Origin of the sequence: Oerskovia jenensis, assembly GCF_016907235.1 — a bacterium.
Classification (GTDB): domain Bacteria; phylum Actinomycetota; class Actinomycetes; order Actinomycetales; family Cellulomonadaceae; genus Oerskovia; species Oerskovia jenensis.
This window is the reverse complement of record NZ_JAFBBO010000001.1, coordinates 3,319,633-3,346,125: the sequence shown is the minus strand read 5'-3', so window position 1 is coordinate 3,346,125 and position 26,493 is coordinate 3,319,633. Positions and strand designations below refer to the sequence as shown.

Sequence of the window (26,493 nt, the reverse complement as noted above, 5' to 3'; positions counted from 1 at the left end):
GGGCGCGAGACGTCGCTCGGGACGAGCAAGCCAGAGTGCTGTACTACCGTACTGCTCTCCGTCGGGTACGGTCCGGAGGACTCACGGCACGTAGGCGACCACCACGTGGCCCGAGCCTCGCACCACCAGCGCACCCGCACCGTGCGGGACGAACACCGACTGTCCCGGGCCCAGGGGCGTCCACCCGGCCGGCCCCCGCGACGAGCTCTCGCCCGCCTGCGCAGGGCCCAGCTCGAGGAGCCCGTCCAGAGCGAGGACGATCCTCGGCCCCTCGGCCGGCAGGGGCACGGCGTCCGGGCCCACCTCTCCCATGACCAGCGCGAACTCCGAGATCGATGCCCGGTACTCCCGCAGCCCACCGTCCGCCTCCGGCAGATCGCGCCGCTCCGTCGTCGCCGGAACAGCACCCACGCGCCGGACCCGCGGCCGTGCTGCCGGCCCCGGGGCGTAGGTCACGCATCCCAGGAGCGACTCGACGTCCACGTGCTTGGTGGTCAGCCCCGCGCGCAGCACGTTGTCCGAGCTCGACATGATCTCGACAGCACACCCCGACAGGTAGGCGTGCACGTGACCGGCCGGGACGAACATCGACTCCCCGGGCTCGAGCGTGACCCGGTTGAGCATCAACGACACCAGCGCACCGGGATCTCCCGGGTGCTGCTCCGCGAGGGCGACGACGGTCGCGTCGGCGCGCGGCGACGTCGTGCCCGCGTTCAGGCGCGCCTCCACGTCGGCGACGGTCCTCGCGAGGTCCGCGGCGACGTCGGGCATGGTGCGTGCGTGCAGCGCGAGCGTGAGCGCGTCCCGCAGGCCGGCCGCCGAGGGCTGCGCCTCGAGCGCGGCCCTCATGCCGGCGACGAGCTCGCCGCCCAGACCGTCCATCAGCTCCAGGATGCGCACCGGCCGCCGGAACCCGGAGAGGCCCTCGAACCGGGAGACGGCCACGACCATCTCGGGCTTGTGCTGGTCGTCGTGGAAGCTGCGCTCCGGCGAGTCGCGGGGGACGCCCTCCCGGTTCTCCCGGTTGAACCCGGCACGCGCCCGGTGCGGCTGCGGGTGCACCTGCAACGACAGCGCGCGGTCCGCCGCGAGCACCTTCAGCAGATAGGGCAGCCGTGGACCGTAGTCGTCGAGCACACGCTGCCCGAGCATCTGGACCGGGTCGTTGCGGATCAGGTCCGCGAGGGACGCCGAAGGCCCGCCGTCGGCCGAAGCCGACGACGGGCCCTTCGGATGTGCCCCCATCCACAGCTCGGCGAGAGGCTCACCGTCCTGCTCCACCCCCAGGAGCGCGTGGAGCGCGCTCCTCGAACCCCAGTCGTAGGACTGGAGGGTGGGCGTCAGGCGCAGGATCGGGAGGCTCATCGCCTGAGAGCGTACGTCAGACGCCCAGGGCGTCGCTGATCGGGTCGAGGGTGAAGTAGATGATGAACGCGACCGCGGAGACCCACATGAGCGGGTGGATCGCCTTGATCTTGCCGAGAGCCAGCTTGATGACCACGAAGGCCAGGAAGCCCGCACCGATGCCGGCGGTGATCGAGTAGGTGAAGGGCATGAGGGCGATCGTGAGGAACGCGGGGATCGCGACCTCGACGTTCGTCCACTTGATGCCCGTGATCTGCGTCATCATGAGGAAGCCGACGAGGACGAGTGCCGGAGCGGCCGCCTCGCTCGGGACCAGGGCGACGAGCGGCGACAGGAAGGTCGCCAGGAGGAAGGCGATGCCCGTCACGACGGCCGCGAGGCCCGTGCGTGCCCCCTCGCCCACACCGGTCGTGGACTCCACGTAGCTCGTGTTGGACGAGACGCTCGCGGCGCCACCGGCCGCGGCGGCGACCGAGTCGACGATGAGGATCGCGCGCGACTTGGGCGGGTTGCCCGTCTCGTCGAGCAGCTTGCCCTCGGCGCCGACGGCGACCATGGTGCCCATGGTGTCGAAGAAGTCGGCGAGCAGGAGCGAGAAGACGAGCAGGACGACCGTGACGATGCCGACCTTCTCGATCGACCCGAGGAGGGAGAACTGGCCGAGGAGACCGAAGTCGGGCACCGCGACCGGGCTGCCGTCGAGCTCGGGTGCGTTCAGGCTCCAGCCGTTCGCCGCGCCGCCGCCCTTGGTACCGACCCCGGCGACCGCCTGGATGACCACCGCGACGACGGTCGCGGCGAGGATCGAGATGAGGATCGCGCCCCGGACCTTGCGGACCCACAGCACGATCATGAGGACCAGACCGACGACGAAGACGAGGATGGGCCAGCCCGCGAGCGAACCGGTCGCACCGAGCTGGAGCGGCGTGCCGCCGCCCGCGGCGACGAATCCGGCGTTGACCAGGCCGACCAGGGCGATGAACAGGCCGATGCCGACGCTGATCGCCGTCTTGAGCTCGACCGGGACCGCGCGGAAGACCGCCTCGCGGAAGCCGGTGAGGACCAGCACGAGGATGATGAGGCCCTCGATGACGACGATGCCCATCGCGTCGGCCCAGGTGACCTCGGGGATCGACGCGATCGTGAAGGCCACGACCGCGTTGAGGCCGAGCCCGGCCGCCAGGGCCATGGGGTAGTTCGCGAAGACACCCATCGCGATCGTCATGACGCCCGCGACGAGTGCCGTGGTCGCGGCGATCATCGGGAAGTTCGCGCCGTCCGCGCCGCCACCCAGGAACTGGCCCGTACCGTCGGGGGCCGTCCCGAGGATGATCGGGTTGAGGATGATGATGTAGGACATCGCGAAGAACGTGACGAGACCGCCACGGATCTCGGCGCCGATGGTCGAGCCGCGCTCGGTGATCTTGAAGAAGCGGTCGATGCCGCTGGAACGCGGGGGGGCTTCGCGCTCGTCAGTCGTGGTGGTCATGGGGAGAATGGTGCCAGATCCCGTGTTGCGCTTCCGAATCGTCCACGTGACGTGCTAGTGACGTGTCCGCGGTCACGTCCCGTCGCCGGGCGAGCAGCCCGGCGACGGCAGTGATCAGTACGCCCCGCTCCCCGAGACGACGGCTCTCGCCGTGCGCGCCAGGATGAGGATGTCCCCGAACAGCGTCCAGTTCTCGACGTAGTAGACGTCGAGGCGCACGCTCTCCTCCCAGGACAGGTCCGAGCGTCCACCGACCTGCCACAGGCCCGTCAGGCCGGGCTTGACGAGCAGGCGCCTGCGCACCTTCTTCTCGTACGTGCTGACCTCGCGCGGCAGCGGCGGGCGGGGCCCCACGAGGCTCATGTCGCCCCGCAGGACGTTGAAGATCTGCGGCAGCTCGTCGAGCGAGTAGCGACGGATGAAGCGCCCCACGGTCGTGACACGAGGATCGTTGCGGATCTTGAAGAGCGGCCCCGAACCCTCGTTGTCCGCGGCGAGCGCGGTGAGGTCCAGGTCCGACCCGACGCGCATCGAGCGGAACTTGAGCATCGAGAACGTCTCGCCGTTGCGTCCCACGCGCTGCTGGGAGTAGAAGACCGGCCCGCGGCTCGTGAGCCGCACCGCGAGGCCGACCGCGATCAGGACGGGCAGGAGGAGGAACGTCAGGAGCGCGGCGCCGAACCAGTCCGAGATCGACTTGACCACGAACTTGGGGCCGCTGAACCGGGGCGCGTCGACGTGCAGGAGCGACACGGACTCTGCCGGGGTGATCGTGATGCGCGGCCCGGCCACGTCGACCAGCTCCGTCGTCAGCATCAGGTCGACGCCGAAGGGCTCGAGCTCCCAGCTGAGGTGGCGCACGACGTCCGCGGTCACGGCGTCCGACCCGCTCACCGCGACGCACCCGGCACCGACCCGTGCCGCGATCTCGCCGGCCGAGCGGAGGTCGCCGAGGACGGGCACGCCCAGGATGGCGTCCCCCTCGCCCGCGCGCCCGCTCGGGGTGCACACGGCGACGACCCGGTACCCGGAGCTGTCCCGGTCGTTCAGGTCGCGGATCAGGCGCTCGGCCTGGTCCCGGTGCCCGATCGCGAGGACGGCGGTCCGGTGGGACCCCGCGGTCCGCTTGCCGTGCAGCCACTGACGCCAGAGGTAGCGCCCCAGGAGCAGGCCGGCGAGACCGAGCGGGAACGCGAAGATCAGGTAGCCGCGGGCCTCCTGGAACCTCAGCAGGAAGGCGAGGATCGCCAGGACGCCGAAGAGGCGCCAGGACGCGTCGAAGACTCGCTGGTACTCGGTGGGCCCGCTGCCCACGACCCGGACGTCCCGCGTCTTGGCGAACGCGAGAGATCCTGCCCAGGCGAGGCCGATCAGGACGCTGAGCGCGAGGTACGGGAGGAACAGGTTCTCCCGGACGGGCTGGCTGATGAACTGGTCCCACCGCAGGAAGTAGGCCGCGGTGACGCCGACCGTGATCGCGAGGACGTCGGTGACGACGAGGCGGATCCGGTACGACCGCTCCCACGTGACCGACGCGAACGCGGCGCGAACCGCCCGGAAGGGGCCGGGTGGCGCTGCTGTCAGGATGTGGCGGAGTCCACGACGCGAGTCGTGAATGACGCTTCCGGCCATGGGCCCGGCTACCTCTCGATCAATCCGACGGCCGCTTCTGGACCGCCGGAACGCCTCATCGTAAGAGTCGGCACACAAAGTTATGAACGATTCACAGTCCTTTTCACCCGGGTGAGAAGGCCCTCGGTCTCGGCGAGTCCGAGCCCTGGATCCCGCGGATCCTGGGCCCCGACCCGCAGACTGGTGTGGTCGGACAATATTGATGGACACATGTCCAGTACGAGGAATGCAACGCATTTCTCGGAGCAGCAAGCGATCGTCGCCCTCGGATCTTGTACAACTGTCCAACGAAGCGGTGGCGGCGAAGTTCGGATCGTAGCGTCTGGCGATACGGCCCCGGAACCCTGTCCGCTGCACGTCTCACCCGGGAAAGACGGCTCGTCGACCGTCCTGTGACGGCAGTCACGGGTGAAAAGGGTCATGTCCTCCTAGCGGGTCGCCCTCGCCGTCGGGGGCTGCGGGGCCCACGCCGCCTGGTTCACCCTGCTTTGCGTGGTTCGGCACCGCGCCGGCGGGCCCGATCGCCCGTCCCCCACCACGAGCGCCCACCTGAGCCCCGTACGGAAGCCCCCTCGACACCGGCCTCCTTTTCACCCGGCGCGACCTTCACGAGACGTAGACTGCGGGCGTGCCCTCGATGATCTCCTTGCTGATCCACCCCGAGCGGCGCCGCCCCAACCCGCCGGCGCTGCGCGTCGACCTGCGCCCCGTGATCCTGGTCGGAATGAGCCTGTGGGCCGTCGCCCTGCTGGTCTCGGTCGTCCTGGTCGTCCTCGACCGGGCGTCGTTCGAGCTTCCCGCGACCTGTGCGGCCGGGATCGTGCTGGGCATCATCGGGCTCGGTTGGGAACGCCGCAACCGGAGCGAGTACCGCTCCCGCGCCGACGAGTCGGCCGAGATCCCCCCCGAGAACCCCGCCTAGCTCTCGATCCCCGCCCGACGGCGCGTGGTCCGGTTCGCATGGACCGACCACCGTGGGACCCACCTCGCGAGCGCGACCGCGCCGAGCAGGCCGACGGTCCCCGACGCGACGATCCCGCCCGCGAGGCTCCCCAGCGCGGCGCCGGCCGACACCACGAGCGGGCCGAGCGCGGTCCCGGAGTCCTGGAAGAGCCGCCAGATCCCGAGGAACTGCGCGCGCACGTCCGGGGGTGCGACGTCCGCGCCGAGCGTCATGAGGATGCCCGACCCGATCCCGTTGCCGAATCCCATGACCATCGCGACCACGGCCACCCCGGCGACCGTGGTCGTCAGCGGCAGCACGACGATCGCCCCGCCGAGGACGACCATGCACGGGATCGCGACCCACAGCCTGCCCCACCGGTCCATGACCCTGCCCGCGGGGTAGAACAGGAGCATGTCCACGGCCCCCGAGAGCCCGAAGATCACGCTCGTCGTGGCGGGGCTGAACCCCAGGTGCTCGGACCACAAGGGCAGCACGACCTGGCGGGCCGCACGCGTCGCCCCGACCATGACGACCGCGATCCCGAGCGTCGCGAAGACACGCCAGTTCGCGGCCAGCACCGTCCGGAAGCTGACGGGCGCCACCGACCGCCGGTGGGCCGTGGAGCCGGCAGCGACGTCGGGCACGAGGGCCGTCACCAGTCCGGCGACCACGCTCGTGCCGACCGCGAGCCAGTACACCGCCGGGAGGTCCCACGCCCACAGCACCGCGGCCGCCGCGAACGGTCCCACGAACGCCCCGATGCGGTGCGTGCCCGCGAGCGTCGACAGCGCCCGGGCCCGCTTGAGCACGGGCGTGACCTCGGTCAGGTAGGCCTGCCGGGCGAGCATGAACACCGCGTTGGTCATGCCGACGCAGAAGACCCCGGCGCCCAGGACCCACAGGTTGGGGGCGAGCGCGCACGCCACGAGGCCGACGATCGAGGCGGCTGCGGCCGTCATCATGGCCCGCCTGTCACCGAACCGCGCAGCGAACGCCCCGGCCGGGACGTCCCCGGCGATCTGCCCGAGCCCCAGCAGCGCGACGACGAAGCCCGCCAGCGCTATCCCTGCCCCCATCGAGATCGCGCTCAGCGCGACCACGGGGACGATCGCGCTCACCCCCGCCTCGAACACGAACGTCGGGACGTACACGCCACCCACGAGCCGGCGGTCGAAGATGCCGGACGGTCCCGGGGTACGGGGACCGCCGCCGTCCGCCCGGCCGGTCTCGCCGCCGTCCTTCGCCGCGCTCGTGCCGTGCTCTGCGCTCATGCCCCTCGTCCCGGTCGCACCAGTGATCGAGGACCCGCGACCGGAAGGTTCACGCGCGGTCCCACGCGGTCTCGGCGAGCAGCTCCTCGGCGGCGGCAGGGTCGAGCAGCGCCGACTCCAGCAGGTGCCTCGCCTCGGGCCGGCCCGCCGCCGCGGCCAGGCCACGTGCCAGGCCCGCGGTCGTCGAGGCGTGGACCTCGGGGCCCGCGCTGCCCGCACACACCCACCAGTCGACCTCGACCCCGGCCACGGACAACGCCTCGTGCTCGAACCAGCGGCCGGCCGCTCCCGGGACGAGCGCCTCGACCCGAGGGTCGAGGGTCTGGGGCGACCCGGCGTCGTCGGGCCGGGGGACGTCCGGCGCCCCGGGTGACGGGAGCAGCGGGAGGTCGAGGAGGTCCGCCAGGACCGCGCCCGTGGCCCGCACCTCGTGCACGATCGGCACGACCCATCGGGTCTGCGCCCACATCGCGCTCGTCGCCACGGCCAGCTCCTCGGCCGCCATGCACGTCGCAGCGGCCCCGCGCAGCCCGGGCAGCCGGTCGGGCAGCTCGTCGAGCGCACGTCCGTCCGCGGAGCGCGCGAGCACGCCCAGGCCCTGCCACACCGCGAGCGCGGCGGACAGGTCGAGGGGCGTGCCGGCGTCGGGCAGCGCGGCCAGGTAGTCCGGCCAGTCGCCCGGCGCGAGATCTCCCAGGTCCACCACCCCGCCCAGCGCACGCACGACCTCGGCGTCCAGGCCGAGGATCTCGTCGGGCGGGTCCGGGAGGAACGGCACCCCGCCCGGCTCGGCCGCGAAGGGCGCCCCGAGATGTCGGCGCAGCCACCACGCGGTGTACGACGGCGCGTCCCCGGACCGTGCTCCTCCCTGGCCACGCACCGGGGCGAGCAGGGCCGCGCGGGCGGCCGGGTCCCGCGCGAGGCGCGCGAGGAACGCGGGCCACGCGTCCTCGGCGACGGCGTCCAGGTCCGCGACCGCCTCGAGGTCCCCCACGAAGGCCCCTCCCCCGAGCTGGTCACCGAGCGACGCGAGGTACTCGGCCCAGCCGTCGAGCCACGACTGCGGGTCGTCGGGGTCGTCGGGCAGGTCCGCGTCCCCGTCCCACGGCGTCAGCACGTCCCGGACCCGGTGCACCGACACGTCGGCCTGGACGCCCACCGCACGCAGGACGTCCTCGCCCCAGCGCTGCGCGACGCCGTCCGCGAGGGGGACGAGACCGTCCAGGTGCTCGGCGGCCCACGACCCCGGCACGAGGCACTCGCGCGCCGCCGACAGGTCGCCGTCGGCCGTGGGCAGCGGGAGCTCTCCCCACCAGAACGGCACGTCCTCGGGCAGTGCCCCCTCGGCGAGCGCGGCACGCACGAGGCCCAGCACCTGCCCGACGGCGGCGGGCACCGGGTCCGCCACGTCGCCCACCGCGTGGGCTGTGCCGGCAGACGCCGCGCCGCGCGGCGACCCGTCCTCGAACGGGTCGCCGGTCTCCGCGCCAACGTCCGTCCGCTCGAGCGCGTCGCCGTCCGCAGCCTGGTCCGCGAGACGCAGCACGCGCTCCCTGACGGACGGCTCGGTCAGCAACCCACGGGCCGACGACGGGGTCGCGCCCAACCGCTCCAGGAGCGGGTGCGCCGCGTCCGGGTGCACCAGGCGCAGGCCGAGCGAGCGGGCGAGGGCGAGGAAGCCCGGTCCTGCACCTGTCTGCTCACCACCGTGAGGATCCTCGGCCCCCAGGAGGAGGACGCCGCGAGCACCTCGCGCCGTCCGGCCGTCCGCGAGCGGGACCGTCACCGCACCCAGCGCGTCGAGGACGCCCGGCTCGCCGACGTGCGGTGCGAGGACCGCGTAGACCTCGCGCCACGCAGCCGGTCCCATGCCCCCGGGCAGCTCGTCGAGCAGGTCCGCCAGCTCCCGCGACCGCGCACCCAGCGACCGTGCGACCGCCTGCAACGACGACGGCACGTCGACCAGGTCGGGCACCGCCCGACCGAGCACCGCGACCACGGCGGCGTCGCGCCCGACCTCGCCCGAGAGGAGCTGGGCGTCGCGCGGCGCGACGAGGTGCTGGACCGGCAGCGGCGCGGGACCGTCGTCGAGCGGGAGGGCGTCGTGCCCCGGTACGTCGAGGAGCGTTCCACCGGTCGACGCGCTCGACGGCGGTGCGAGCCGCCCCGGCCCCTCGGACCACGACCGGACCGCGTCCCCCGCGAGGACCGCGTCCGCCGGGAGGACCGGGGACAGCAGGGGCGTGCCGCGCGTCGCGGCGAACGCGGCGTCGCGGACCTGGCCGTCGAGCGTCCCGGCCGGCAACCCCGTGGGGAGCAGCCCGAGGACGGCGGCGCCCCGATCAGCGGCGACGAGCCCGAGCAGCCGCGCGTACGCCTCGCCCGCGCGTGCCGCGAGCTCGTCCGTCACGGGCCCGGGCAGGACGTGCCGACGGCTCGGGTCCAGCGGGAACGACGCCACGAGCAGGGCCGGGAACGTCAGCGGCTCGTCGGTCGGCGTCGGAGCGTGCAGGACCTGGGCGACCGTCGCAGGAGCCCCGCTCGACGCCGAGGGCGACGTGCGAGACGCGGACGCCGACGACCGGGGCAGCGCCCACAGCACGCTCCACCCCTCGTGCCGCTGCTCGACCGGGAGCGAGTCCAGGACCTCCGCGTCGAGGGCCCCTCGCGCACGCACGACCGTCCAGCGAGCAGCCACGTCGTGCAACCGGCGTGACCTCGACGTCCCGTCGGCGTCCTCGATCTCCAGCAGGACCTCCCCCAGCGCGGGAAGGGCCAGGAGCAGCGCGTCGTCCACCTCGTCGAGCTGGGCACGGACCGCCTCGACGGCAACCGCGTCCCGCAGGCGCAGCGAGACGACCGTGTCGGGAGCTACGAGACCTGCCACGTCCTCGGAGGCGACCGGGCCGACCGGGCCGACCGGGCCGACCGGCAGAGCGTCCGCCGCGAAGGGCAGCCTGAGCACGGGCAGGGCGGGACCTCGCTCGCGGACCGCGGCCTCGAGCCGGTCGGCCGCCACACCGCCGGCGCCGCCCGTCCCCCGCGCGCCCGCGACCGCCTCGGCCAGCGCCGCCCGGGTGCGGTCCAGGGAGAACACCACTGCGCCGAGCGTCGAGCGGACCTGGATCTCGTCCGCGACCGAGCGCACGGCCGCGAAGCCCACCCCGAACCGGCCCACCCGCGCGGGCGCGCCGTCCGCGTCGGCGAGCTCCGCCGTCGGGCCCGAGGAGTGCGCGACCTTGGCCGACGCGCGCATCGACGCCAACGACGCGACGCCCTGCGCGTCCAGCGGCGAGCCCGAGTTCTCGGCAGTCAGCCACCACACGCCACCCTCGTCCCGGGCGAGGCGCAGCGCCAGGCGCCCGACGACGCCCGCGTGCGCTGCGGCGTCGGCCGCGTTCTGCGCGAGCTCGACGACCACGCGGTCGCGGTAGTACCCGCGGGCGTGGTCCTCCTCGGTGTTCGCGTCCTCCCGGAACCGGGTCGGGGACGCGAGCCACGCCTCCGCGACGGCTCGGCGAAGAGCCGACGTCCCGAAGGCGTCCTCCGTCACCGGGCCGGCTCGTCCGGGTCCACGTCCTGCGAGGCGTCCGGTGCGGGCTCCGCGGCTCCGGTCGAGACCGACGACGCCCCCGGCTCCGGCAGCGTGATCCGCGACAGCGCCAGCTCGATGCTCGCGGCGGCCTCCGCGGACCGCTCAGCCCTCGTGTCCGCAGGCGGCACGTCCGGACCGGCAGAGGCGTTCGACGCGTCACGGGCCGCGTCGAGGAGCTGGACGATCTCGACGTCCATCTCGTCGATCAACGGGTCCGGTGCCGGCCAGTCGGTCGGGTGCGGCTCGACGTCCGTCTCCGAGTGCGCGCCGCACCCGTGGTCGAGGCTCACGACCTTGCCGTCGTCAGGGGACCACGGGTTGGCGCAGACCGCGAAGAGCTGTCCGAGCGCTCCCTGGAGCGGCACCAGGAAGCCGCACGACCTGCACTCGGCGCTCGACGCGACCGCGCCCGGTGCCGTGGGGCCACGCGTACCGCGGTACCAGCGCTCCGCCGCCTCGTCCCGACCCTGCGGGGACAGGACGCGGACGCGCGCGAGCGCGAGCTCCTCGATCGCGACCTCGTCCTGCTCCTCGTCTCCCGTGGGGACGTATCCCGGCTCGAGACGAGGGTCGTCCGCCTGGAAGGGCAGCACGTCCCCCGTGCCGATGTCCCCCGGTCGCAGGCGCTCCGACCAGGGCAACCACTCGGGCGCGAGGATCGAGCCCTCGCCCGGCAGGAGCTCGACCTCGCACACCGTCGCGGTGCGACCGCGCGGGACCCGGGCCAGCGTGACCGTCCAACGCCACCCCCGGTAGCCGAGCATGGTGCACGCGAACTGGTGCGAGATGAGGCGGTCCTCCTCGACGACCGTCCCCAGGTGCTCGCCCACGTCCCCCGCGTGCTCGGCGACCTGTTCCGCCGCAGCACGCGCGAGGTCCACCGCGCCCGTGAGCACGGCGTCCTTGGCGGCGCGCGCGCTCACACGACGGGTCGAACCTTCAGCGGCGGCTACGGCAGCCATGTCATGCCTCCAGGTCGTCGGCGACGGCGCGCAGCACCTTGGCGAGCTGGGCCCCCTGCGCGGCATCCGGGTACCGGCCGCGGCGCAGCGAGCCGCCGACCTTGTCCATGACCTTGATGAGGTCCTCGATCACGACCCCCAGGTCCTCGGCCGGGCGCCGCTGCGCCTTGGCCACGGACGGCGCCGGGTCGAGCAGCTTGATCGCGAGCGCCTGCGGGCCGCGTCGCCCGTCGGCCACGCCGAACTCCACCCGGGCACCGGGCTTGGGTGCCGCCCCGTCGGGCAGGGCGGAAGCGTGCAGGAAGACCTCGTCGCCCTCATCGCTCGCGATGAAGCCGAACCCTCGTTCGGTGTCGAACCACTTGACCTTGCCGGTGGGCACGTGAACCTCGTTTGTGCTCGTGGGAATCAGAACTCCCAGGTTACCGGGACAGAGCCCTCACAGTCGCATCCGCCGAGCCGCACCCCGCCGAGCGCGTCCGGGTGAGTTCGTGCGGCGGGGAGTTCTCCCCATGGAAGGAGGCTGCGCCGTGTCCGCGGCCTCCACTAGCCTTCGGGCGACTGCCGGCGCACCGCGCCGGTCGAGCCGACACCGACCCAGAGGCTTCTCCATGACCACGCCGCCCACCTTCCCCCCTGCCGACCCCTCGGGGACGTGGCAGTCACCCGACGGCGCGGCTCCCCTGCCGGGCGCGGTCACGACCGTCCGGCCCTCCCGGCTCCGCACGGGCCTGGTGCTGGGCGGCGCGGCGACGGCGGCCCTCGTCCTGGTCGGCGGAGGCGTCTTCGCCTACAGCGCCCTCGACGGCGGCGGGGCACAGCCCGAGGAAGCCCTCCCGGGCACCGCGTTCGCCTACGTGCGCGTGGACCTCGACCCGTCGGCCACGCAGAAGGTCAACCTCCTGCGCCTCGCGAACCGGTTCCCGGACCTCGCCACGGACCTCGACGTCGACCTGGGCGACGACGCCGACCTTCGTCGGCTCGTCGTCGACGCGATCTCGACGAGCGGCACGTGCGAGATCGACTACGCGACCGACGTCGAGCCGTGGATCGGCCACCGGGCGGCCTTCGCCGCGCTGCCGGCCGCGGAGGGCGCCACGACCGAGGGTGCGGCCGCGACGCCGGAACCCGTGATCGCCCTCCAGGTGACCGACGAGGGCGCCGCACGGGCGGCCATCGAGTCGGGCCTGGGCTGCGGCGACGGCGTGAAGCCCGCGCAGGTCGCGTTCGCCGACGGGTACGCCCTGATCACCTCCGAGCAGGTCGTGGCCGCCGACGTCGCGGCCGCGGCGAAGAAGTCCCCGCTGGCCGAGGCCCCCCGGTTCGTCGCGGACATGAAGGCCCTGGGTGACCCCGGGCTGATCTCCTACTGGGCGGACCTCGACGGCGTCGCCACCGCACTCGACGGGCAGGACGGCGCCGAGGCGCTGAGCACCGCGACCGACGGCCTCCACTCGTTCGCCGGGGCGGCGCGGGCAGGCGCCGACCACCTGGAGGTCGCGATCGCCGTCGGCGCCGACGAGAAGGTCCTCGCACCGTTGGACGGAGCGGGAGGCTCACTCCTCCCGGGCCTGCCGGAGAGCACCCTGTTCGCCTCGTCCGCGACGATCGACCCTGCGTCGGTCGACCGTCTCTGGGAGCAGCTGAGCACGCTCGCCGACACCTTCGGGTCGAGCGGCCTGGGCGCCCTGGGCTCCGGTGAGGACCTGCTCGGCGACGACTGGTCCTTGTCCTCGCACGAGGTCCGCACGGCGGGCACGCTCCCCGCTGCCACGGAGGCCGAGTGCGCCGCGCTGCTCGCCCTGCCGGAGAACGCGCTCGACGCCTCGGGCTGGGGCTTCTCGCCCGAGGAGCTGGCCGAGGTCACCCAGAGCTACAACGAGTCGTTCATGGCGGGCTGCACCGGGGACTACTCGGCCCTCGACCAGGACCTCGACGTCGGCCAGGGCGCCGAGGACACGGGCCTGCTCGGTGACGACGGCCTGTCGAGCGGCTCGACGACCGACGACCTCCTGCCCAGCGGCCTCACCTTCCAGGAGACGGTCGACGAGCTCAAGAAGACCTACGACCTGCGGCTGCCCGAGGACCTCAAGACTCTCCTGGGCGAGCAGGTCGTCGTCGCACTCGACTCCGCAGGACTCGACGACGTCTCGGCCGTGACCGGCCTGGCCGACCTCGACCTCGGCGCACGCACCCTCGGGGACAAGGCCGCGCTCGAGGACCTGCTCGGCCGGATCGACGCGGTCCTCGTGGACGCCGGTGCGGAGAAGCTCACGAGCGCGCCCACCAAGGACGGGCTCGTGATCGCCTCGAACGACGCCTACGCCGCACGGCTCGCGGAGGAGGGGGGCCTCGGCACCGTGGGCGCCTTCCGGACCGTCGTCCCCGACGCGAGGAACGCGGCCAACGCGGCCTACCTCGACGTCGACGCGCTCGAGTCGATCGCGCGCGCGAACATCGACGCGCTGGGTGGCGACGACTCGTGGATCGCGTACGTCGCGCCGGTGCGCGCCGTCGGGGTCGCCACCCGGGTCGACGGTGGTCACAGCCTCACGAGCCTGCGCGTCAGCTTCGACTGACACGCACGCCACCCCCGCGGGCGACGGGCGGCCGGCCCTGTCCCCCGCGGGCGGCGGCCGACCGCGTCCGAGGGGTTCTCGGCGTGAGCGGGTGAGTCCGTCGCGAGGGGCTCAGGTCGCGCGGGTCAGCCCGTCGAGCAGCGCAGGGTCCGCACCGGCGGCCAGCAGGCGTGATCGCATGCCGAGCGCCGCGAGCGCGTAGGGACGGTCGTCCCCCAGGAGCAGCGACCGCGTGTTGGCGGCCTCGTCGAGCGCGAGCAGCTCGAACGTCAGCTGCTCGGCCTCGTCCTCGTGGATCGTGAGGTCGCCCGCCGCGACCGCGGCCCTCGCCTGGACCTCGAGGTAGCCGTACCAGGTGGTGAGAGCCGTGCGCACGGCGTCGTTCACGGGTCCCGGCTTGGAGTCCACGTCGGCGGAGGTCGCCGCGAAGAAGCAGCCGCCCGGAAACACGCGGTCCCGGGAGTACGCCAGGGCGTTGCGCAGCAGAGCGACGAGGCGGCGCAGCCCGGGTGGCTCGACGCGCGCCGGTGCCACGATCGTCGCGACGAAGATCTCGCGCGCGGCGGCGACCGTCGCGAGCTGCAGGCCCTCCTTGCCGTGGAAGAGCGTGGCGATGCTGCTCTTGCTGCGACCCGACTCCTCGGCCAGGCGACCGATCGTCAGCCCGTCGAGCCCCTCGATCGAGGCGAGGTCGGTCGCGCTCTTGAGGACGACCTGGCGTGACGCGTCGCCGCGGGCCCGTCTGCCGTCCAGCACTGTTGGATCAGCCATCTCCCTAGTCTACGAACGATCGATCGCGTAATCTACACAACGAACGTTCGTACGTATTGATCTGGAGGAGCCATGTCCACGCCGTACACCCTGGTCGGTCGCACCCTGCGCACCGTCGGCACGCTGTCACCGCCCCTCGCCGGGCACCTCGCGCTGCGCGCCTTCTTCGTCACCACGCCGCGCGCCCCCGTGCGCGACGCGGACCTCGACACTCACCACGCCGCGCGTCGGACCCGGCTCGACGTCCGCGGGAACGACCTCACGGCCTACGAGTGGGGTGCCGGGAGGGACAGCGTGCTAGTCGTCCACGGGTGGCGCGGGCGTGCCTCCCAGCTCTCGCCCGTGGTGCGCGAGCTCGTGGCCGAAGGGTTCCGCGTCGTGTCTTTCGACGCCCCGGCCCACGGGGACTCCCCCGGTGGACGCGCCGACATCCGCGACTGGGTCGCGGCGACCGAAGCCCTCGAGCGTCGCCACGGGCCCTTCCGTGCGATCGTCGGACACTCGCTGGGAGCCCTGGCCGCGCTCACCGCTGCCCGCACGTCCGTGCGGACCGGTCGGGTCGCCGTCGTCTCCGGGGTCGGCGGCCCGGACGCGTTCCTCGCCGAGTTCGCGCGCGAGTTCCGCCTCGACGACGCGACTCGCACGCAGCTCGAGGCGCGCTTCGACGCCCGTTTGGGCGAGGACCGGCACTCGGTCGCCGCGCGCTACGACGCGGTCGCCCACCCGCTGCCCGGGGACACCGAGCTGCTCGTCGTGCACGACCGGGGGGACCGACGCATGCCGGACGACGACGCGCGCAGGCTCCACGACGCGCACGTCCCCCGGTCCGCCATGGTCCGCACCTCCGGGTTCGGCCACACCTCCGTCCTCTCGTCGGACGTCGCGCTCGACGCCCTCACCGCGTTCGTCCGCGGCGGGCTGGCCGCGGTCGCGGGGCTCGACGTCGCAGCCGAGCCCGCGGCGTCCTCCGCCACCAGGACATAGGTCGCCCCGCACCGGACCGGCCGCACAGGACGCGGGGTCCGTCCGCGCCACGGGGTGCCGGGCCGGGCGCGCCCCCGACCCGCGTAACATCGGACGGATGGCCTCAACGCCTCCGGCTCCGCGCCGGACCTTCCCCGAGGCTCTTCGCTCCCGCAGCGACGAGCACCTCGTCGCGCTGCTGCTGCAGCGCCCTGACCTGGCCACTCCTTCGCCGTCGACGCTGCGCTCGCTCGCAGCACGTGCCACCAGCCGTACCAGCCTGGACCGGGCGATCGCCCGGATCGACGCCCTCGAGCTCCAGGTGCTCGAATCCGTCCTCGTCCTCGGGGACCAGCCGGCCCGGACCCCACGGACGACGACGTCCCGTTCCACGAGCCGCAGCCCCGGCGACACCACCGGGACGGCCGTCACGGTCGACCGCGTCCTCGCCGCCCTCGGTGCGAGCGACGTGGACGCACCGGTCGTGCGGGCCGCGGTCGCGCACCTCGAGGAGGCCGCGCTCCTGTGGGACCGTGACCCGTCGCAGCACACGGACCTCGCGGTCGCGCCGGGCCTGTCGGAGGTCCTCGGCCCCTACCCTGCGGGTCTCGGACCTGCCGATCCGTCGTCGCCGCTCGCAGCGCCCGCGACGAGCGGCCGGGCCGGCGAACGACCAGGCGCCGACGCACCGAGCCTCGCCGCACTCCTGGCCGAGGCTCCCCCTGGCGCACGCAACATCCTCGACGCCCTGACCTGGGGGCCGCCCGTGGGCGTCGCGCCGCGCGCCGACCCCGTGGGCCGCGAGGCGACGACCTGGCTCCTGCGTCAGCGCCTGCTCCTCGCCTCGGACGAGCGGCACGTCGTCCTGCCCCGCGAGGTCGCCCTGGCCCTGCGCGGTGGCCGCACGCACGCGCGCCCGCTCGCGCACCCTCCCGAGCCCGAGGCCCCGCACTTCACCGAGGAGACCATCGCCGCGGAGGCGTCCCGCGCCGCGCAGGACGTCGTCCGGCTCGTCGCCCACCTCCTCGCGCTGTGGCAGGCCTCGCCGCCGAACGTCCTGCGCGCGGGCGGCCTGGGCGTGCGGGACCTCCGGCGCCTCGCGACGACGCTCGAGGTCGAGGAGCCGACGGCCGCGTTCGTCGCCGAGCTCGCTCTCGCCACGGGGCTGGTGGTCGACGACGGCGAGGACCCGCCCTCGTTCACCGTCACGATCGCGGGCGAGGACTGGCTCGACCTGCCCCTCGCACCGCGCTGGGCGCTGCTCGCCGCGGCGTGGGCGAGCTCGGGCCGCACGCCGTGGACCGTCGGCAGCCGCGACGAGCGCGGCACGCTGCGCGCCGCGCTCGAACCCGACCTCAGCCGACCGTGGGTCCCCCGCCTGCGCTTCGACGTGCTGTCCGCGCTCGCCGACCGCCCGGGGACGGCCCTGACCTCGGCCGACCTCCTGGAGATCCTGCGCTGGGGGTCCCCCCGGTCGGTCCCACCGGTCCAGGCCATCGAGGGGCTGCTCCAGGAGGCCCATCTCCTGGGCGTCACGGGGGTCGGGGCGCTCGCCCCGACGGGCCGCGCGCTCCTGCGGCCCGACGACGCCACGTCCGCCGCGCGCACCCCCGCACCCTCGGCGTCGAGCAGGACGGGCCCGCCGCTCACCGCGCCCGAGGCAGCGCTCGCGACCGCGCTCGAGTCGGTCCTGCCGCCCGAGGTCGACGAGCTCCTGCTCCAGGGGGACCTGACGGGGATCGTCCCCGGCCGACCGAGCACCGCGCTCGAACGGCTCCTGGAGGACGCCGCAGAGGTCGAGTCACGCGGGGCCGCGATCACGGTCCGCTTCACGCCCGAGTCCCTGACCCGGGCGTTCGACGCGGGCCGCACCGCGGACGACCTGCTGGCCGACCTCGCGAGCCACTCCCGCACGGCACTGCCCCAACCTCTCGACTACCTGGTCCGGGACACGGCCAGGCGGCACGGGAGGCTGCGGGTCGGGAGCGCGTCGAGCTACGTGCGCGCCGAGGACGCCGCTCTCCTGACGGGCCTCGTCGAGGACCCGTCGCTGCGCCACCTGTCGCTGTTCCGCATCGCCCCCACGGTCCTGGTCGCCCTCGTCCCCGCGGCGACGCTCCAGGCCGCGCTGCGCGACCGCGGCCTGGCCTCGACGGTCGAAGGGCCCGACGGACGGGTCGTGCGCACCGAGCGGCTCCGGACCACGGTCCGTTCCCGCGTGGGCGGGCGACGGCCGCTGGACACTGCTACCCGGGGGCGCTCCGCCGTCGGGCCGGTGGTGCACCAGGAGGACCTCGTGGCCCGGCGCGAGCGGTACGCCGAGCTCGTCCCGCGTCTGCGCGCGGCCGACGACGCCGCCCTCGCCGCACCCCCTGCGGCGACGACCCGCGAGGACGTCGCCCCCGAACCTCGCGGAACAACCGAACCCCCCGCGGCGTTGGGACTCCTGCGCGACGCGATCGACGCGGGCGACCACGTGGTCCTCGAGACGATCGACCCCACGGGTCAGCCGACCCGGCGCCGCGTCAAGCCCCTCGTCCTGGAGGGCGGGCGCCTGCGCGCCCTCGACCCCGCGCGCGACGCCGAGCTGACCGTCGCCGTCCACCGCATCGCGGGCGTCTTCACCGACGCCCCCGCCCCCACCCAGGACGCGTCGACCGACGCGACCACGAACGCTCCGGCGGGGGCGCCGAACGACTAGCCCGCACCACCCGCGTCACGACACGGCGCACCACCCGGAAGGACGCCCATGGCCGACGGCCCCCTCATCGTGCAGAGCGACAAGACCTTGCTGCTCGAGGTCGACCACCCGCGCTCGGGCGACGCCCGACGGGCGATCGCCCCCTTCGCCGAGCTCGAACGAGCCCCCGAGCACGTCCACACCTACCGGCTCACGCCGCTCGGGCTGTGGAACGCGCGCGCCGCGGGGCACGACGCCGAGCAGGTGGTCAACGTGCTGCTCGAGTACAGCCGCTACCCCGTGCCGCACGCGCTGCTCGTCGACGTCGCGGAGACCATGTCGCGGTACGGGCGGCTCCAGCTCGTCGCGCACCCCACGCACGGGCTCGTGCTCCAGGCGACCGACAAGGCCGTGCTCGCCGAGGTCCTCAAGTCCAAGCGGACCGCGGGGCTCGTGGGCGACCGGCTCGGGGACGACTCGGTGGTCGTGCACCCGTCCGAGCGCGGGCACCTCAAGCAGGTGCTGCTCAAGCTCGGCTGGCCCGCCGAGGACCTCGCGGGGTACGTCGACGGCGAGAAGCACCCCATCGACCTGTCGCCGACCGACCCGGCGCACGAGGACAAGCCCTGGGCCATGCGCCCCTACCAGCAGCAGGCCGTCGAGGGGTTCTGGCACGGGGGCAGCGGCGTCGTCGTCCTCCCCTGCGGCGCAGGCAAGACGATCGTCGGCGCCGGGGCCATGGCGAAGTCCGGGACGACGACCCTGATCCTCGTGACGAACACCGTCAGCGCGCGCCAGTGGCGCGACGAGCTCGTACGGCGCACGACGCTCACCGAGGACGAGATCGGCGAGTACTCGGGCGCCCGCAAGGAGATCAAGCCCGTCACGATCGCGACGTACCAGGTGCTCACGACCAAGCGGAAGGGCGTCTACACGCACCTCGAGCTGCTCGACGCGCGCGACTGGGGACTCGTGGTCTACGACGAGGTCCACCTGCTGCCCGCGCCGATCTTCCGCATGACCGCGGACCTCCAGGCGCGCCGCCGCCTGGGCCTGACCGCGACCCTCGTGCGCGAGGACGGACGCGAGGACGAGGTCTTCAGCCTCATCGGACCCAAGCGGTACGACGCCCCCTGGAAGGACATCGAGGCCCAGGGGTACATCGCGCCCGCGGACTGCGTCGAGGTGCGCCTCACGCTGTCCGACCGCGACCGCATGGCGTACGCGACCGCCGAGCCCGAGGACAAGTACCGGCTCGCGGCCACCGCGGCGGGCAAGAACCGCGTCGTCGAGCAGATCGCGGCCGCGCACCCCGACGACCAGGTCCTCGTGATCGGCCAGTACCTCGACCAGCTCGAGGAGCTCGGCGACCACCTCGACGCGCCCGTCATCACGGGGGCCACGACCGTGCGCGAGCGGCAGCGGCTGTTCGAGGCGTTCCGGTCCGGGGAGATCTCGCGGCTCGTCGTGAGCAAGGTCGCGAACTTCTCGATCGACCTGCCCGAGGCGTCGGTCGCGATCCAGGTGTCCGGGTCGTTCGGGTCGCGCCAGGAGGAGGCCCAGCGTCTGGGCCGCATCATGCGACCCAAGCAGGACGGTCGCACCGCGCACTTCTACGCCGTGGTCTCGCGCGACACCGTGGACCAGGACTTCGCGGCGCACCGCCAGCGCTTCCTGGCGGAGCAGGGCTACGCCTACCGCATCGTCGATGCCGAGGACCTGGGCGTCGTGCAGTGACCGGTGGGGACCGCAGCGGAGCAAGGTAGCCGCCGGGCACGCAACGACGCCCAGGTCCGACCGCGGATGGAGTGGACCTGGGCGTCGCGCAGCAGAGGGGCGCGATGCTCGCGGGGTGGTGGGGGTGTTCGCGGCGAAGTGGCAACAATAGTTGTCGCTCCGCAGCGGAACACCCCCGCCCCTGCGCCCCGACCGCCGGTCACGCCCGCGCCGCTCGGGGTGCCGCGTCTCAGAGCTCGCGGTAGTAGTGCACGAGCGGCAGCGCGGTGAACCCGCTCGCCTCGTACATCGCGCGGGCGGGCCCGTGCCCGTCGTCGCCTCCGGTCCAGACGCTCGCGTAGGCGCACCCGGCCTCGCGCATCAGATCGAGGGCGGCGTCCATGAGGGCCCCGCCCACGCCAGCTCGGTGCACGGCCGGGTCGACCGCGATGAGCTCGACGTCCCCCGTGCGTGACGTGTCGAGGCCCGGTGCGCCGAGCACGACCGTGGCGAACCCGACCGGTCGTCCGTCCCGCTCGGCCACGAGCGTGGTCGTGGCGTGCGTGGCGCAGGCCGAGCGCACGGTGTCGCTCTGGCTCCGACGCCAGTCCGGGTACGCGAGCTCGTAGATCCGCTCACCGAGGTGGGCGCGCCACGCGTCGTACACCGGCTCCCACGCACGCAGCGAGAGGCTCACCAGGGCATCGAGGTCGGTGGGCTGGAACGTCCTGATCGTCGTCACCCGCGGAGAGTATCGAGGGCCCGAGTGGAAGTCCTGGCTTTTCACGTCGCCTGCCTGGTCGGGCCCGGACGCTCCACGCAAGAATCCCGTGTCCCGGCCCTTGCTCCTCGCATAGTGTCCGGGGATGGAACGATCCACACTCCTGCGCCTGGCGCACTCCGAGCACCCGATCGCGTCGCCGCTGAGCGATGTCCGCGTCGACGGCCTGCTCGACCGGACGACGGGCGGCCGAGGGAGCGTCCTCGACCTCGGATGCGGTGACGGCACGTGGCTGCTGCGGGCGCTGGGCCGCGAACCGGGCCTGGCCGCGGTGGGGGTGGACACGTCCGACGTCGGGTTCGAGGAGACGCTGGCCAAGGCTGCTGCCGCGGGCGTTGCGGACCGCCTGACGCTGGTTCAGGGCGACGTCCGGGAATACGTGAGCGAGGCGCCGTTCGACGCGGTGCTCAGCGTGGGCGCAGCGTACGCATTCGGGGGCCTGGGACCCACGCTCGAGGCCGCGCGCGGCCACCTCGCCGCCGACGGCCTGCTCCTGCTCGGTGACTGCTTCTGGCCTGCACCCCCGACGGCGGCCGTCCTCGACGGTCTCGGTGGCCTCTCCCCGGACGAGTACCTCGACCTGCCCAGCACCGTCGACCTCGTGACGCGGCACGGGTGGGCGACGGTGCACGGGCACGTCAGCACGCAGGAGGAGTGGGACGACTACGAGTGGGCGTGGACGGGGGCACCCGCTCGCTGGGCGGTCGAGAACCCGGACCACCCTGACGCGCGTGAGGTGCTCTCCGCGGTCGAGACGCACCGCGACGGCTGGCTCCAGGGATACCGTGGCGGTCTCGGGTTCGTCACGCTGGTCCTGCACCCGGGCCGGGCCGCCGTCACGAGTCGTCGAGGGACGGTCTCCCGGCAGCGGTGACGTCCGAGGCCCGACGCGCCCGACCGGCCCACACGTTTCACGGTCACCTCCTCGGACGAGACGACGTCGCCGGCCGGGTCGAGCGCCGCGCCGGCGAGCACGAGCGCTCCGCCGCACAGCACGACGAGCACTTCGCTCACCAGGTGGCCGGGTCCATCGACATCCCTTGCTCCTGGAGGTAGGCACGCGAGACCTCGAGCGCGGCCTGCTCGACCGGACGTCGTAGCTCGAGGTAGTCCCTGTTGCGGGCGATGTACTCGGCCTCGTCGGCGGCCTGGATGTCGGCGAGCCGTTGGACGACACCGAGCTCGTCCTTGCACGCGAGGTCGATCTCACCGATGCGGATCACCTCTTCCGGCGACGCGTCGCGCACGCCGGGCGGGACCATTCCCTCGTCTGTCCCGGGGGCTTGGACCCCTCGCTCCGTCAGGCACTGCTTCCACTCGTCGATGACCCCGATCCCCTCGGGGGTGCTCGTCGCCGGGGTGAGACCGGCCGGAGCCGACGCCTCGAACTGACCCGGGTCGTATGAGAGCCCGGCCGCGATCACTTGACCGAAGCACGAGCGCTGCTGCTCGAGGGCGGCCTCGTCCTCGACCCGGGCCCGAAACCGGTTGGGACTCTGAACGGGTTCCTGGGTGTAGCCGTTCGTTGCGAGCGAGCCGTGACGCCACAGGCCGAACTCCGCTCCGTCGGAGCTCTTCTCTGCGGGGACGGGGCCCACGAGCTGCACGAGATCCTCGTATCCCGCTGCCGTCATGCAGCGGGCTACGAACACGTCCCGGGCGGTGTCCATCTCGGCGCGCTCCTCGGCGCTGACGAACCAGCCGTCCAGGGCGGTCGTGATCGTCCCGGCGTCCTCATCGACGATCGCCCGAGCCGGTTCTTCGGCCGCGCTCTCCGCAGGCTCCGGGCTCGTCGTCGTGGTGCTCGTGGCGGGCACGACCGGGGTCTCGCGCGGCGGTGACGGTACGAGGGCGAGCGCACCGGCGACCAGTCCGCCGCACAACGCGCCGACGCCGAGAGTCGTCGTGGTTGCTCGTGCACTTCGCCGACGACGACCGGACCGCAGGACCGTCGCGTGGTCGACGGTGAGGTCGGGGGCGTGCTGCGAGACGGCGCGCAGTCGCACGACGAAGTCCTCGTCGTTCATCGCTCCTCCTTCAGGGTTCCGGCCGTGGTCATCTCGTCTCCGAGGATCAGGCGCAGGTGCGTCAGGCCCCTCGATGCCGCCGACTTCACCGCGCCGAGGCTCAGGCCCAGCTCGTCGGCGACCTGCCGCTCGGGCAGGTCGAGCAGATATCGCAGCACCAGAACACGTCGACGCTGCGGGCTCAGCTGCAGCAGCGCTCGGACGAGGGCGTCACGCTCGGCGTGCCCGCGCTCCGCCGACGCGTGCTCGCCGGAGGGCAGCTCGTGCGGTTCCGTGAGGTGTTCTCGCCGGTACCTGCGCCAGTTGTCGATGCGCGCGTTCGCGAGCACCCGTCTCGCGTAGGCGAGCGGATCTCCTTCGCGCGCTCGGGGCCATGCCACGTACGTGCGCACCAACGCGTGCTGCACCAGCTCCTCCGCCCGGTGCACGTCTCCGCACAGCAACCAGGCCGTCCGGGAGAGTGTCGACTCCGCGTCGACCATGAAGGCCGTGAACTCCATGTCGCGCTGCGTCCTGGCGCCGGACCGGGCAGGAAGCACGACCTCGTCGCTGTCGCCGATCGGCGCCACGAACCCCCCTGTCGTCGTCACACATAGAACACGGGCCACGACCCGAAAAGGTTGCTCACCACCCCGGTTCAGTCGGCGACCCCTGATCATCGGACATGCAGTGACGCTATCGTGACCAAACCTTGGCCATTCGATCCCGGAGTGGCCGGACACCGCTCAACCGACCGCTTGTCGGGCGTCGCACAAACGGGTTCTGCGACGTCGGACAACGACCTGGTGGGGGTTTTTTTGCGCCAGTGCGCTCAGCGGCCGTGACTACGTCCTGTGCAAGCACGGCATCCGCCTGGGCCAACTCGACCAGCCGCGGAGGCACGATCGAGGCCCCGCGCGTCCACCGCCGCGGGCTGCGCTGTCGGGCAACCGTGACGGGCGCAGAGACGGATCGCCACCGTGATGACGAAGGCTGCGACGAGGAGGAGCAGGACGCTCAGCACCGTCACGACGAGATGATGCGTCGACGGGCGCTCGGCCGCGTACCTGGCCCGGAGGCGGCCTGCACTCAAGGGGACCCCACGCGCCCGAGCGCACCCAATCGGCGACGAGCGCTGCCCGGGTCTCAGGTAGCGGCGAGCTTTTCGATCTCGTAGTCGGGCACGTGAACGCCCACTGTGAAGCTCGGGCTCCAGTCGATTCCGAGCTCGTCGGCGGCGCGCTGGGCTTCGATCGCGCCTTCCTTGCCCTCGTAGGTCGACCATGGATTGAACGCGACGAACGCAGGCTTAGCGTCCGGCGACGCCTCCCACGCCGCCACCAGCACCGTCCGCAAAGTCTCGCTCGTGACGACGTAGCCCAGCGGCACCTCCGCCCTGATCAACCATCCGCGGGTGAGGCCATCCGGGATCGATTCGACCTCGACCTGCAGGGATTCAGGAAGCGCGGCCTCTACGGCTTCGATCACGGGTGCAGGATCGGCCGGTTCGGCGCTCGGGTCGGCCTGTTCGGCGGCTGCGGGCAGCGGCGTCCCCGGGGTAGATGTACCCGCCGGGGAGCATCCGGTCAGCAGCAGCCCGGCGAGACTCACCCCGGCGGCACCGAGAGCCACGCGTCGCATCATCAGTCGCCCTCCCCCCGAACCCCAGCGCCGCGCCAGCCAGGCACATGCCGACGATCCACCGCCTCGGGATCGTGACGACCGCCGGGTGTTCAACCATCGTGATCCTCCTGGTCGCGCGGGGGTGGGCTGAGAAACCCCCGGGCGGTACGGCGCAACTCTGCGTGCGGCGAGTGCCCGGGCCGGGCGTTGAGGTAGGTCGCATCGACGATCGCCTGCAACCAGGCGGCCGCCTCGGTCGCATCGAGGCGCGGATCGACGGTGCCGGCCGCGACGCCACGCGAGATCAGCGCGGCCAGGCCGTCGCGCACCACGCCGGCAGTGCGGGCCACGACCGCGAGCAGCTCGGGGTCGTGATCGACCCGACGCAGCAGCTCGACGAGCATCCCCGACGCGCTCGGGTCGGCGGCATCCTCGGCGAGAGCGTCGAGCACGTCGAGGATCGCCGTCATCGGGTCGGCTGCCTCAACATGGCGGGCGATCAACGCTTCCACGGCCGGGAGGTCCCGCTCGAACACCGCCCGGAACAATGCGGCCTTGTCCTCGAAGTAGTAGAAGATGCTGGCAGGGCTCGTCCCGACCGCCTTGGCCACCTGTGCGACGCTCGTGCGGTCGTAGCCCTGCGCGGCAAATAAGCGGCCCGCCTCGGTCGCGACCTGTTCTCGTCTGAGGGCGATCCGCTCAGGATCAGCCTGCCTCGTCACCTGGACCCCAATCCTTGTCTGATTGATCAGTCAAAGAATACCCTCGAGCGCGCCCGGCTCCGGGACCTGACGGCGCGAGCCAGGCCCACCGCGTGAAGGGGGTTCAACTGAGACCGAGTTCAAAGCCGACCTCATCGGCGGTCTCAACGCACCACCTGATGGTGGATTGGTATTGAGGAAGCGGTGCGCATCGCAGCAGACCTCGCCAAGAGGGGGCTGCCACCAGGACGCCTGACGCTTCCTGAGCCCGCGGACGGCCCTACGACGGCGCCACGTGCCCCTGCGGGCGTGGGGGCACCGTCATCGCGCACAGGGGCCTCGTCCGGCACGGGGGCGTCCCTGTGCTCCCGCCCCCCCCCTGTTGAGGTCGCCCGAACGCTCCGGGAGTGACACGCTCGACACGGGGCGCGGCGCGCCTTGGGACGCGTAGGACCCGTTCGTCGCAGCGCAGCAACATCGATTCGACCGTGACCTGACATGACGCGCTCTCGCGAGGCGCCCGGATTCAGCGCACTGGCCGACCTTCGGCGTCGACATCACGTTTCGCGTGATGATCGGCTTCGAACGAGTTCTTGTCGAAGGAGAAGCCTTTCGGCTCTCGCTGTCGAAGACGTGAGAAGAGATGAACATGCCACCTCAGGACTCGTGCATCGAGCTCGCCCAGACTGGGTCCGGCTCGGGCCTCCTCGCCGTCGTGGGGGTCCTCGCAGTGCTCGCTGGGACCGCTCTGCTCGTCGCCCGGCGGCGCCGCTCTGCTCATGCGGGCCTCGGTGCGGGCGCGGGGGCTGCAGCGATCGTGCTGCTGTCCGCCACTCTTGCCTTCGGGCCGTCCACGAGCGTGGCCCGTGCTGCCGACTGCCCTCCTGACACCTCGTCCCAGCGACAGTCTTCCGCGCCCGCGCCGGTCGTCCCTCCGGCGGCACCCGCGCCCGCCCCCGCACCGCCTGCCGCGCCCACACCGGAGCCAACGCCGGAGCCTACGGTCACGCTGACCCCGGAGCCCACGCCGACGCAGACGCCGCCTCCGGCACCGGCGTGCCCGGTCGGCAACGACCTGGGGTCACTGCCCGCCGGGCAGACCATCGCGTGGACTCCTGTCACGGTCCCCGATCCGACTGCGTCGCCGGGCACCGAGGACGGGGAGCTCGCGCTGGTCTATACGAACAACGTCTCCGGTTTCACCTGGCACGTCGTCGACCCGGCGACCGGCGAGGAGTCGGGCGACTGTGCCGGGACTCCGGTCCAGGCCGGGGCTTGTGTCCCCTACCCGACGCCGGTGAGCTGGGTCCAGTGGGTCTGGCAGGCCTCGCCGCCGGAGTGGCTGCAGACTGGTGGGTCCGGCGGGAACAGTGGGTGCGGTGGGGGCGGGGGCAACAACTGAGCCTCACGCGA

At 73.0% G+C, this 26,493-nt stretch carries 20 protein-coding genes; 7 read left to right on the top strand and 13 right to left on the bottom strand.

Features of this window, described 5'->3' with window-relative positions; genetic code table 11:
- Window positions 1–81: 81 nt before the first annotated feature.
- The 3 genes from manA to JOD49_RS15015 all read right to left on the bottom strand — a co-directional run bounded on the left by manA (window position 82) and on the right by JOD49_RS15015 (window position 4,486).
- Window positions 82–1,365: a mannose-6-phosphate isomerase, class I gene (manA, locus tag JOD49_RS15025; RefSeq protein WP_205307879.1), complete on the bottom strand. Its 1,284-nt coding sequence runs from the start codon at window positions 1,363–1,365 to the stop codon at window positions 82–84.
- Window positions 1,366–1,381: 16 nt separating this feature from the next.
- Window positions 1,382–2,854 carry an NCS2 family permease gene (locus tag JOD49_RS15020; protein ID WP_205307878.1) on the bottom strand — a complete coding sequence of 491 codons (1,473 nt, stop codon included), beginning with the start codon at window positions 2,852–2,854 and terminating at the stop codon, window positions 1,382–1,384.
- A gap of 114 nt (window positions 2,855–2,968) precedes the next feature.
- Entirely contained in the window at window positions 2,969–4,486 is a 1,518-nt protein-coding gene (locus JOD49_RS15015) for a sugar transferase (protein WP_205307877.1), read from the bottom strand.
- A 637-nt stretch (window positions 4,487–5,123) separates the two neighbouring features.
- On the opposite strand from JOD49_RS15015, the gene JOD49_RS15010 reads away from it, so the two are divergent.
- The gene (locus JOD49_RS15010; RefSeq protein ID WP_239526458.1) at window positions 5,124–5,408 is read left to right on the top strand and encodes a DUF2530 domain-containing protein; all 285 of its coding nucleotides are present in this window, start codon (window positions 5,124–5,126) and stop codon (window positions 5,406–5,408) included.
- Here the strand turns inward: JOD49_RS15010 and JOD49_RS15005 are convergent.
- The 4 genes from JOD49_RS15005 to JOD49_RS14990 are packed head-to-tail and all read right to left on the bottom strand — an operon-like array spanning window position 5,405 to window position 11,642.
- Window positions 5,405–6,703, bottom strand: a complete 1,299-nt coding sequence (locus tag JOD49_RS15005; RefSeq protein ID WP_205307875.1) for an MFS transporter — start codon at window positions 6,701–6,703, stop codon at window positions 5,405–5,407. The two genes, JOD49_RS15010 and JOD49_RS15005, sit on opposite strands and share 4 nt — an antisense overlap.
- Before the next feature lie 49 nt (window positions 6,704–6,752).
- Entirely contained in the window at window positions 6,753–10,256 is a 3,504-nt protein-coding gene (locus JOD49_RS15000) for a sacsin N-terminal ATP-binding-like domain-containing protein (protein ID WP_205307874.1), read from the bottom strand.
- Window positions 10,253–11,260, bottom strand: coding sequence for a DUF3027 domain-containing protein (locus JOD49_RS14995; RefSeq protein ID WP_205307873.1), 1,008 nt, complete (start codon window positions 11,258–11,260; stop codon window positions 10,253–10,255). Before JOD49_RS14995 ends, JOD49_RS15000 begins: the two co-directional genes overlap by 4 nt.
- Window position 11,261: 1 nt before the next feature.
- The gene (locus tag JOD49_RS14990) at window positions 11,262–11,642 is read right to left on the bottom strand and encodes a cold-shock protein (protein WP_030144143.1); all 381 of its coding nucleotides are present in this window, start codon (window positions 11,640–11,642) and stop codon (window positions 11,262–11,264) included.
- A gap of 229 nt (window positions 11,643–11,871) precedes the next feature.
- On the opposite strand from JOD49_RS14990, the gene JOD49_RS14985 reads away from it, so the two are divergent.
- A complete protein-coding gene (locus JOD49_RS14985; RefSeq protein ID WP_205307872.1) occupies window positions 11,872–13,839 on the top strand; it encodes a hypothetical protein in 1,968 nt (655 codons plus the stop codon).
- A 111-nt stretch (window positions 13,840–13,950) separates the two neighbouring features.
- Here the strand turns inward: JOD49_RS14985 and JOD49_RS14980 are convergent, their stop codons facing one another.
- A complete protein-coding gene (locus tag JOD49_RS14980) occupies window positions 13,951–14,610 on the bottom strand; it encodes a TetR/AcrR family transcriptional regulator (RefSeq protein WP_205307871.1) in 660 nt (219 codons plus the stop codon).
- Window positions 14,611–14,682: 72 nt separating this feature from the next.
- Here JOD49_RS14980 and JOD49_RS14975 point away from each other — a divergent pair, with 72 nt between their 5' ends.
- The 3 genes from JOD49_RS14975 (at window position 14,683) to JOD49_RS14965 (ending at window position 19,990) form a co-directional block, all read left to right on the top strand.
- Entirely contained in the window at window positions 14,683–15,594 is a 912-nt protein-coding gene (locus tag JOD49_RS14975) for an alpha/beta fold hydrolase (RefSeq protein WP_205307870.1), read from the top strand.
- A gap of 97 nt (window positions 15,595–15,691) precedes the next feature.
- Complete coding sequence (locus JOD49_RS14970; protein WP_205307869.1) at window positions 15,692–18,274, top strand: helicase-associated domain-containing protein; 2,583 nt, start codon at window positions 15,692–15,694, stop codon at window positions 18,272–18,274.
- 48 nt (window positions 18,275–18,322) lie between these two features.
- The gene (locus tag JOD49_RS14965) at window positions 18,323–19,990 is read left to right on the top strand and encodes a DNA repair helicase XPB (RefSeq protein ID WP_205307868.1); all 1,668 of its coding nucleotides are present in this window, start codon (window positions 18,323–18,325) and stop codon (window positions 19,988–19,990) included.
- A 229-nt stretch (window positions 19,991–20,219) separates the two neighbouring features.
- Here JOD49_RS14965 and JOD49_RS14960 read toward each other — a convergent pair whose 3' ends face one another.
- Window positions 20,220–20,711: a GNAT family N-acetyltransferase gene (locus JOD49_RS14960; protein ID WP_205307867.1), complete on the bottom strand. Its 492-nt coding sequence runs from the start codon at window positions 20,709–20,711 to the stop codon at window positions 20,220–20,222.
- Window positions 20,712–20,835: 124 nt separating this feature from the next.
- Between JOD49_RS14960 and JOD49_RS14955 the strand changes: the two genes are divergently transcribed.
- Complete coding sequence (locus JOD49_RS14955; protein ID WP_205307866.1) at window positions 20,836–21,624, top strand: SAM-dependent methyltransferase; 789 nt, start codon at window positions 20,836–20,838, stop codon at window positions 21,622–21,624.
- Between the two features lie 136 nt (window positions 21,625–21,760).
- On the opposite strand, the gene JOD49_RS14950 is transcribed toward JOD49_RS14955, so the two are convergent.
- From JOD49_RS14950 to JOD49_RS14935, 4 genes are all read right to left on the bottom strand, one after another.
- Complete coding sequence (locus tag JOD49_RS14950) at window positions 21,761–22,777, bottom strand: hypothetical protein (protein ID WP_205307865.1); 1,017 nt, start codon at window positions 22,775–22,777, stop codon at window positions 21,761–21,763.
- Window positions 22,774–23,367, bottom strand: a complete 594-nt coding sequence (locus tag JOD49_RS14945) for a SigE family RNA polymerase sigma factor (RefSeq protein WP_307822570.1) — start codon at window positions 23,365–23,367, stop codon at window positions 22,774–22,776. Before JOD49_RS14945 ends, JOD49_RS14950 begins: the two co-directional genes overlap by 4 nt.
- 535 nt (window positions 23,368–23,902) lie before the next feature.
- Window positions 23,903–24,388 carry a hypothetical protein gene (locus JOD49_RS14940; protein ID WP_205307864.1) on the bottom strand — a complete coding sequence of 162 codons (486 nt, stop codon included), beginning with the start codon at window positions 24,386–24,388 and terminating at the stop codon, window positions 23,903–23,905.
- A 101-nt stretch (window positions 24,389–24,489) separates the two neighbouring features.
- On the bottom strand, window positions 24,490–25,101 hold the full coding sequence (locus tag JOD49_RS14935; RefSeq protein WP_205307863.1) for a TetR/AcrR family transcriptional regulator: 612 nt from the start codon (window positions 25,099–25,101) through the stop codon (window positions 24,490–24,492).
- A gap of 622 nt (window positions 25,102–25,723) precedes the next feature.
- Here JOD49_RS14935 and JOD49_RS20920 point away from each other — a divergent pair.
- Window positions 25,724–26,482, top strand: coding sequence for an LPXTG cell wall anchor domain-containing protein (locus JOD49_RS20920; protein WP_205307862.1), 759 nt, complete (start codon window positions 25,724–25,726; stop codon window positions 26,480–26,482).
- Window positions 26,483–26,493: the final 11 nt, after the last annotated feature.

Bases quoted from the DNA above. Each gene is read 5' to 3' on its own strand.
- JOD49_RS14975 (WP_205307870.1), top strand. From the start codon at position 14,683: ATGTCCACGCCGTACACCCTGGTCGGTCGCACCCTGCGCACCGTCGGC.
- JOD49_RS14970 (WP_205307869.1), top strand. From the start codon at position 15,692: ATGGCCTCAACGCCTCCGGCTCCGCGCCGGACCTTCCCCGAGGCTCTT.
- JOD49_RS15020 (WP_205307878.1), bottom strand. From the start codon at position 2,854: ATGACCACCACGACTGACGAGCGCGAAGCCCCCCCGCGTTCCAGCGGC.
- JOD49_RS15005 (WP_205307875.1), bottom strand. From the start codon at position 6,703: ATGAGCGCAGAGCACGGCACGAGCGCGGCGAAGGACGGCGGCGAGACC.
- manA (WP_205307879.1), bottom strand. From the start codon at position 1,365: ATGAGCCTCCCGATCCTGCGCCTGACGCCCACCCTCCAGTCCTACGAC.
- JOD49_RS15010 (WP_239526458.1), top strand. From the start codon at position 5,124: ATGATCTCCTTGCTGATCCACCCCGAGCGGCGCCGCCCCAACCCGCCG.
- JOD49_RS14950 (WP_205307865.1), bottom strand. From the start codon at position 22,777: ATGAACGACGAGGACTTCGTCGTGCGACTGCGCGCCGTCTCGCAGCAC.
- JOD49_RS20920 (WP_205307862.1), top strand. From the start codon at position 25,724: ATGAACATGCCACCTCAGGACTCGTGCATCGAGCTCGCCCAGACTGGG.
- JOD49_RS14980 (WP_205307871.1), bottom strand. From the start codon at position 14,610: ATGGCTGATCCAACAGTGCTGGACGGCAGACGGGCCCGCGGCGACGCG.
- JOD49_RS14965 (WP_205307868.1), top strand. From the start codon at position 18,323: ATGGCCGACGGCCCCCTCATCGTGCAGAGCGACAAGACCTTGCTGCTC.
- JOD49_RS14985 (WP_205307872.1), top strand. From the start codon at position 11,872: ATGACCACGCCGCCCACCTTCCCCCCTGCCGACCCCTCGGGGACGTGG.
- JOD49_RS14995 (WP_205307873.1), bottom strand. From the start codon at position 11,260: ATGGCTGCCGTAGCCGCCGCTGAAGGTTCGACCCGTCGTGTGAGCGCG.
- JOD49_RS14955 (WP_205307866.1), top strand. From the start codon at position 20,836: ATGGAACGATCCACACTCCTGCGCCTGGCGCACTCCGAGCACCCGATC.
- JOD49_RS15015 (WP_205307877.1), bottom strand. From the start codon at position 4,486: ATGGCCGGAAGCGTCATTCACGACTCGCGTCGTGGACTCCGCCACATC.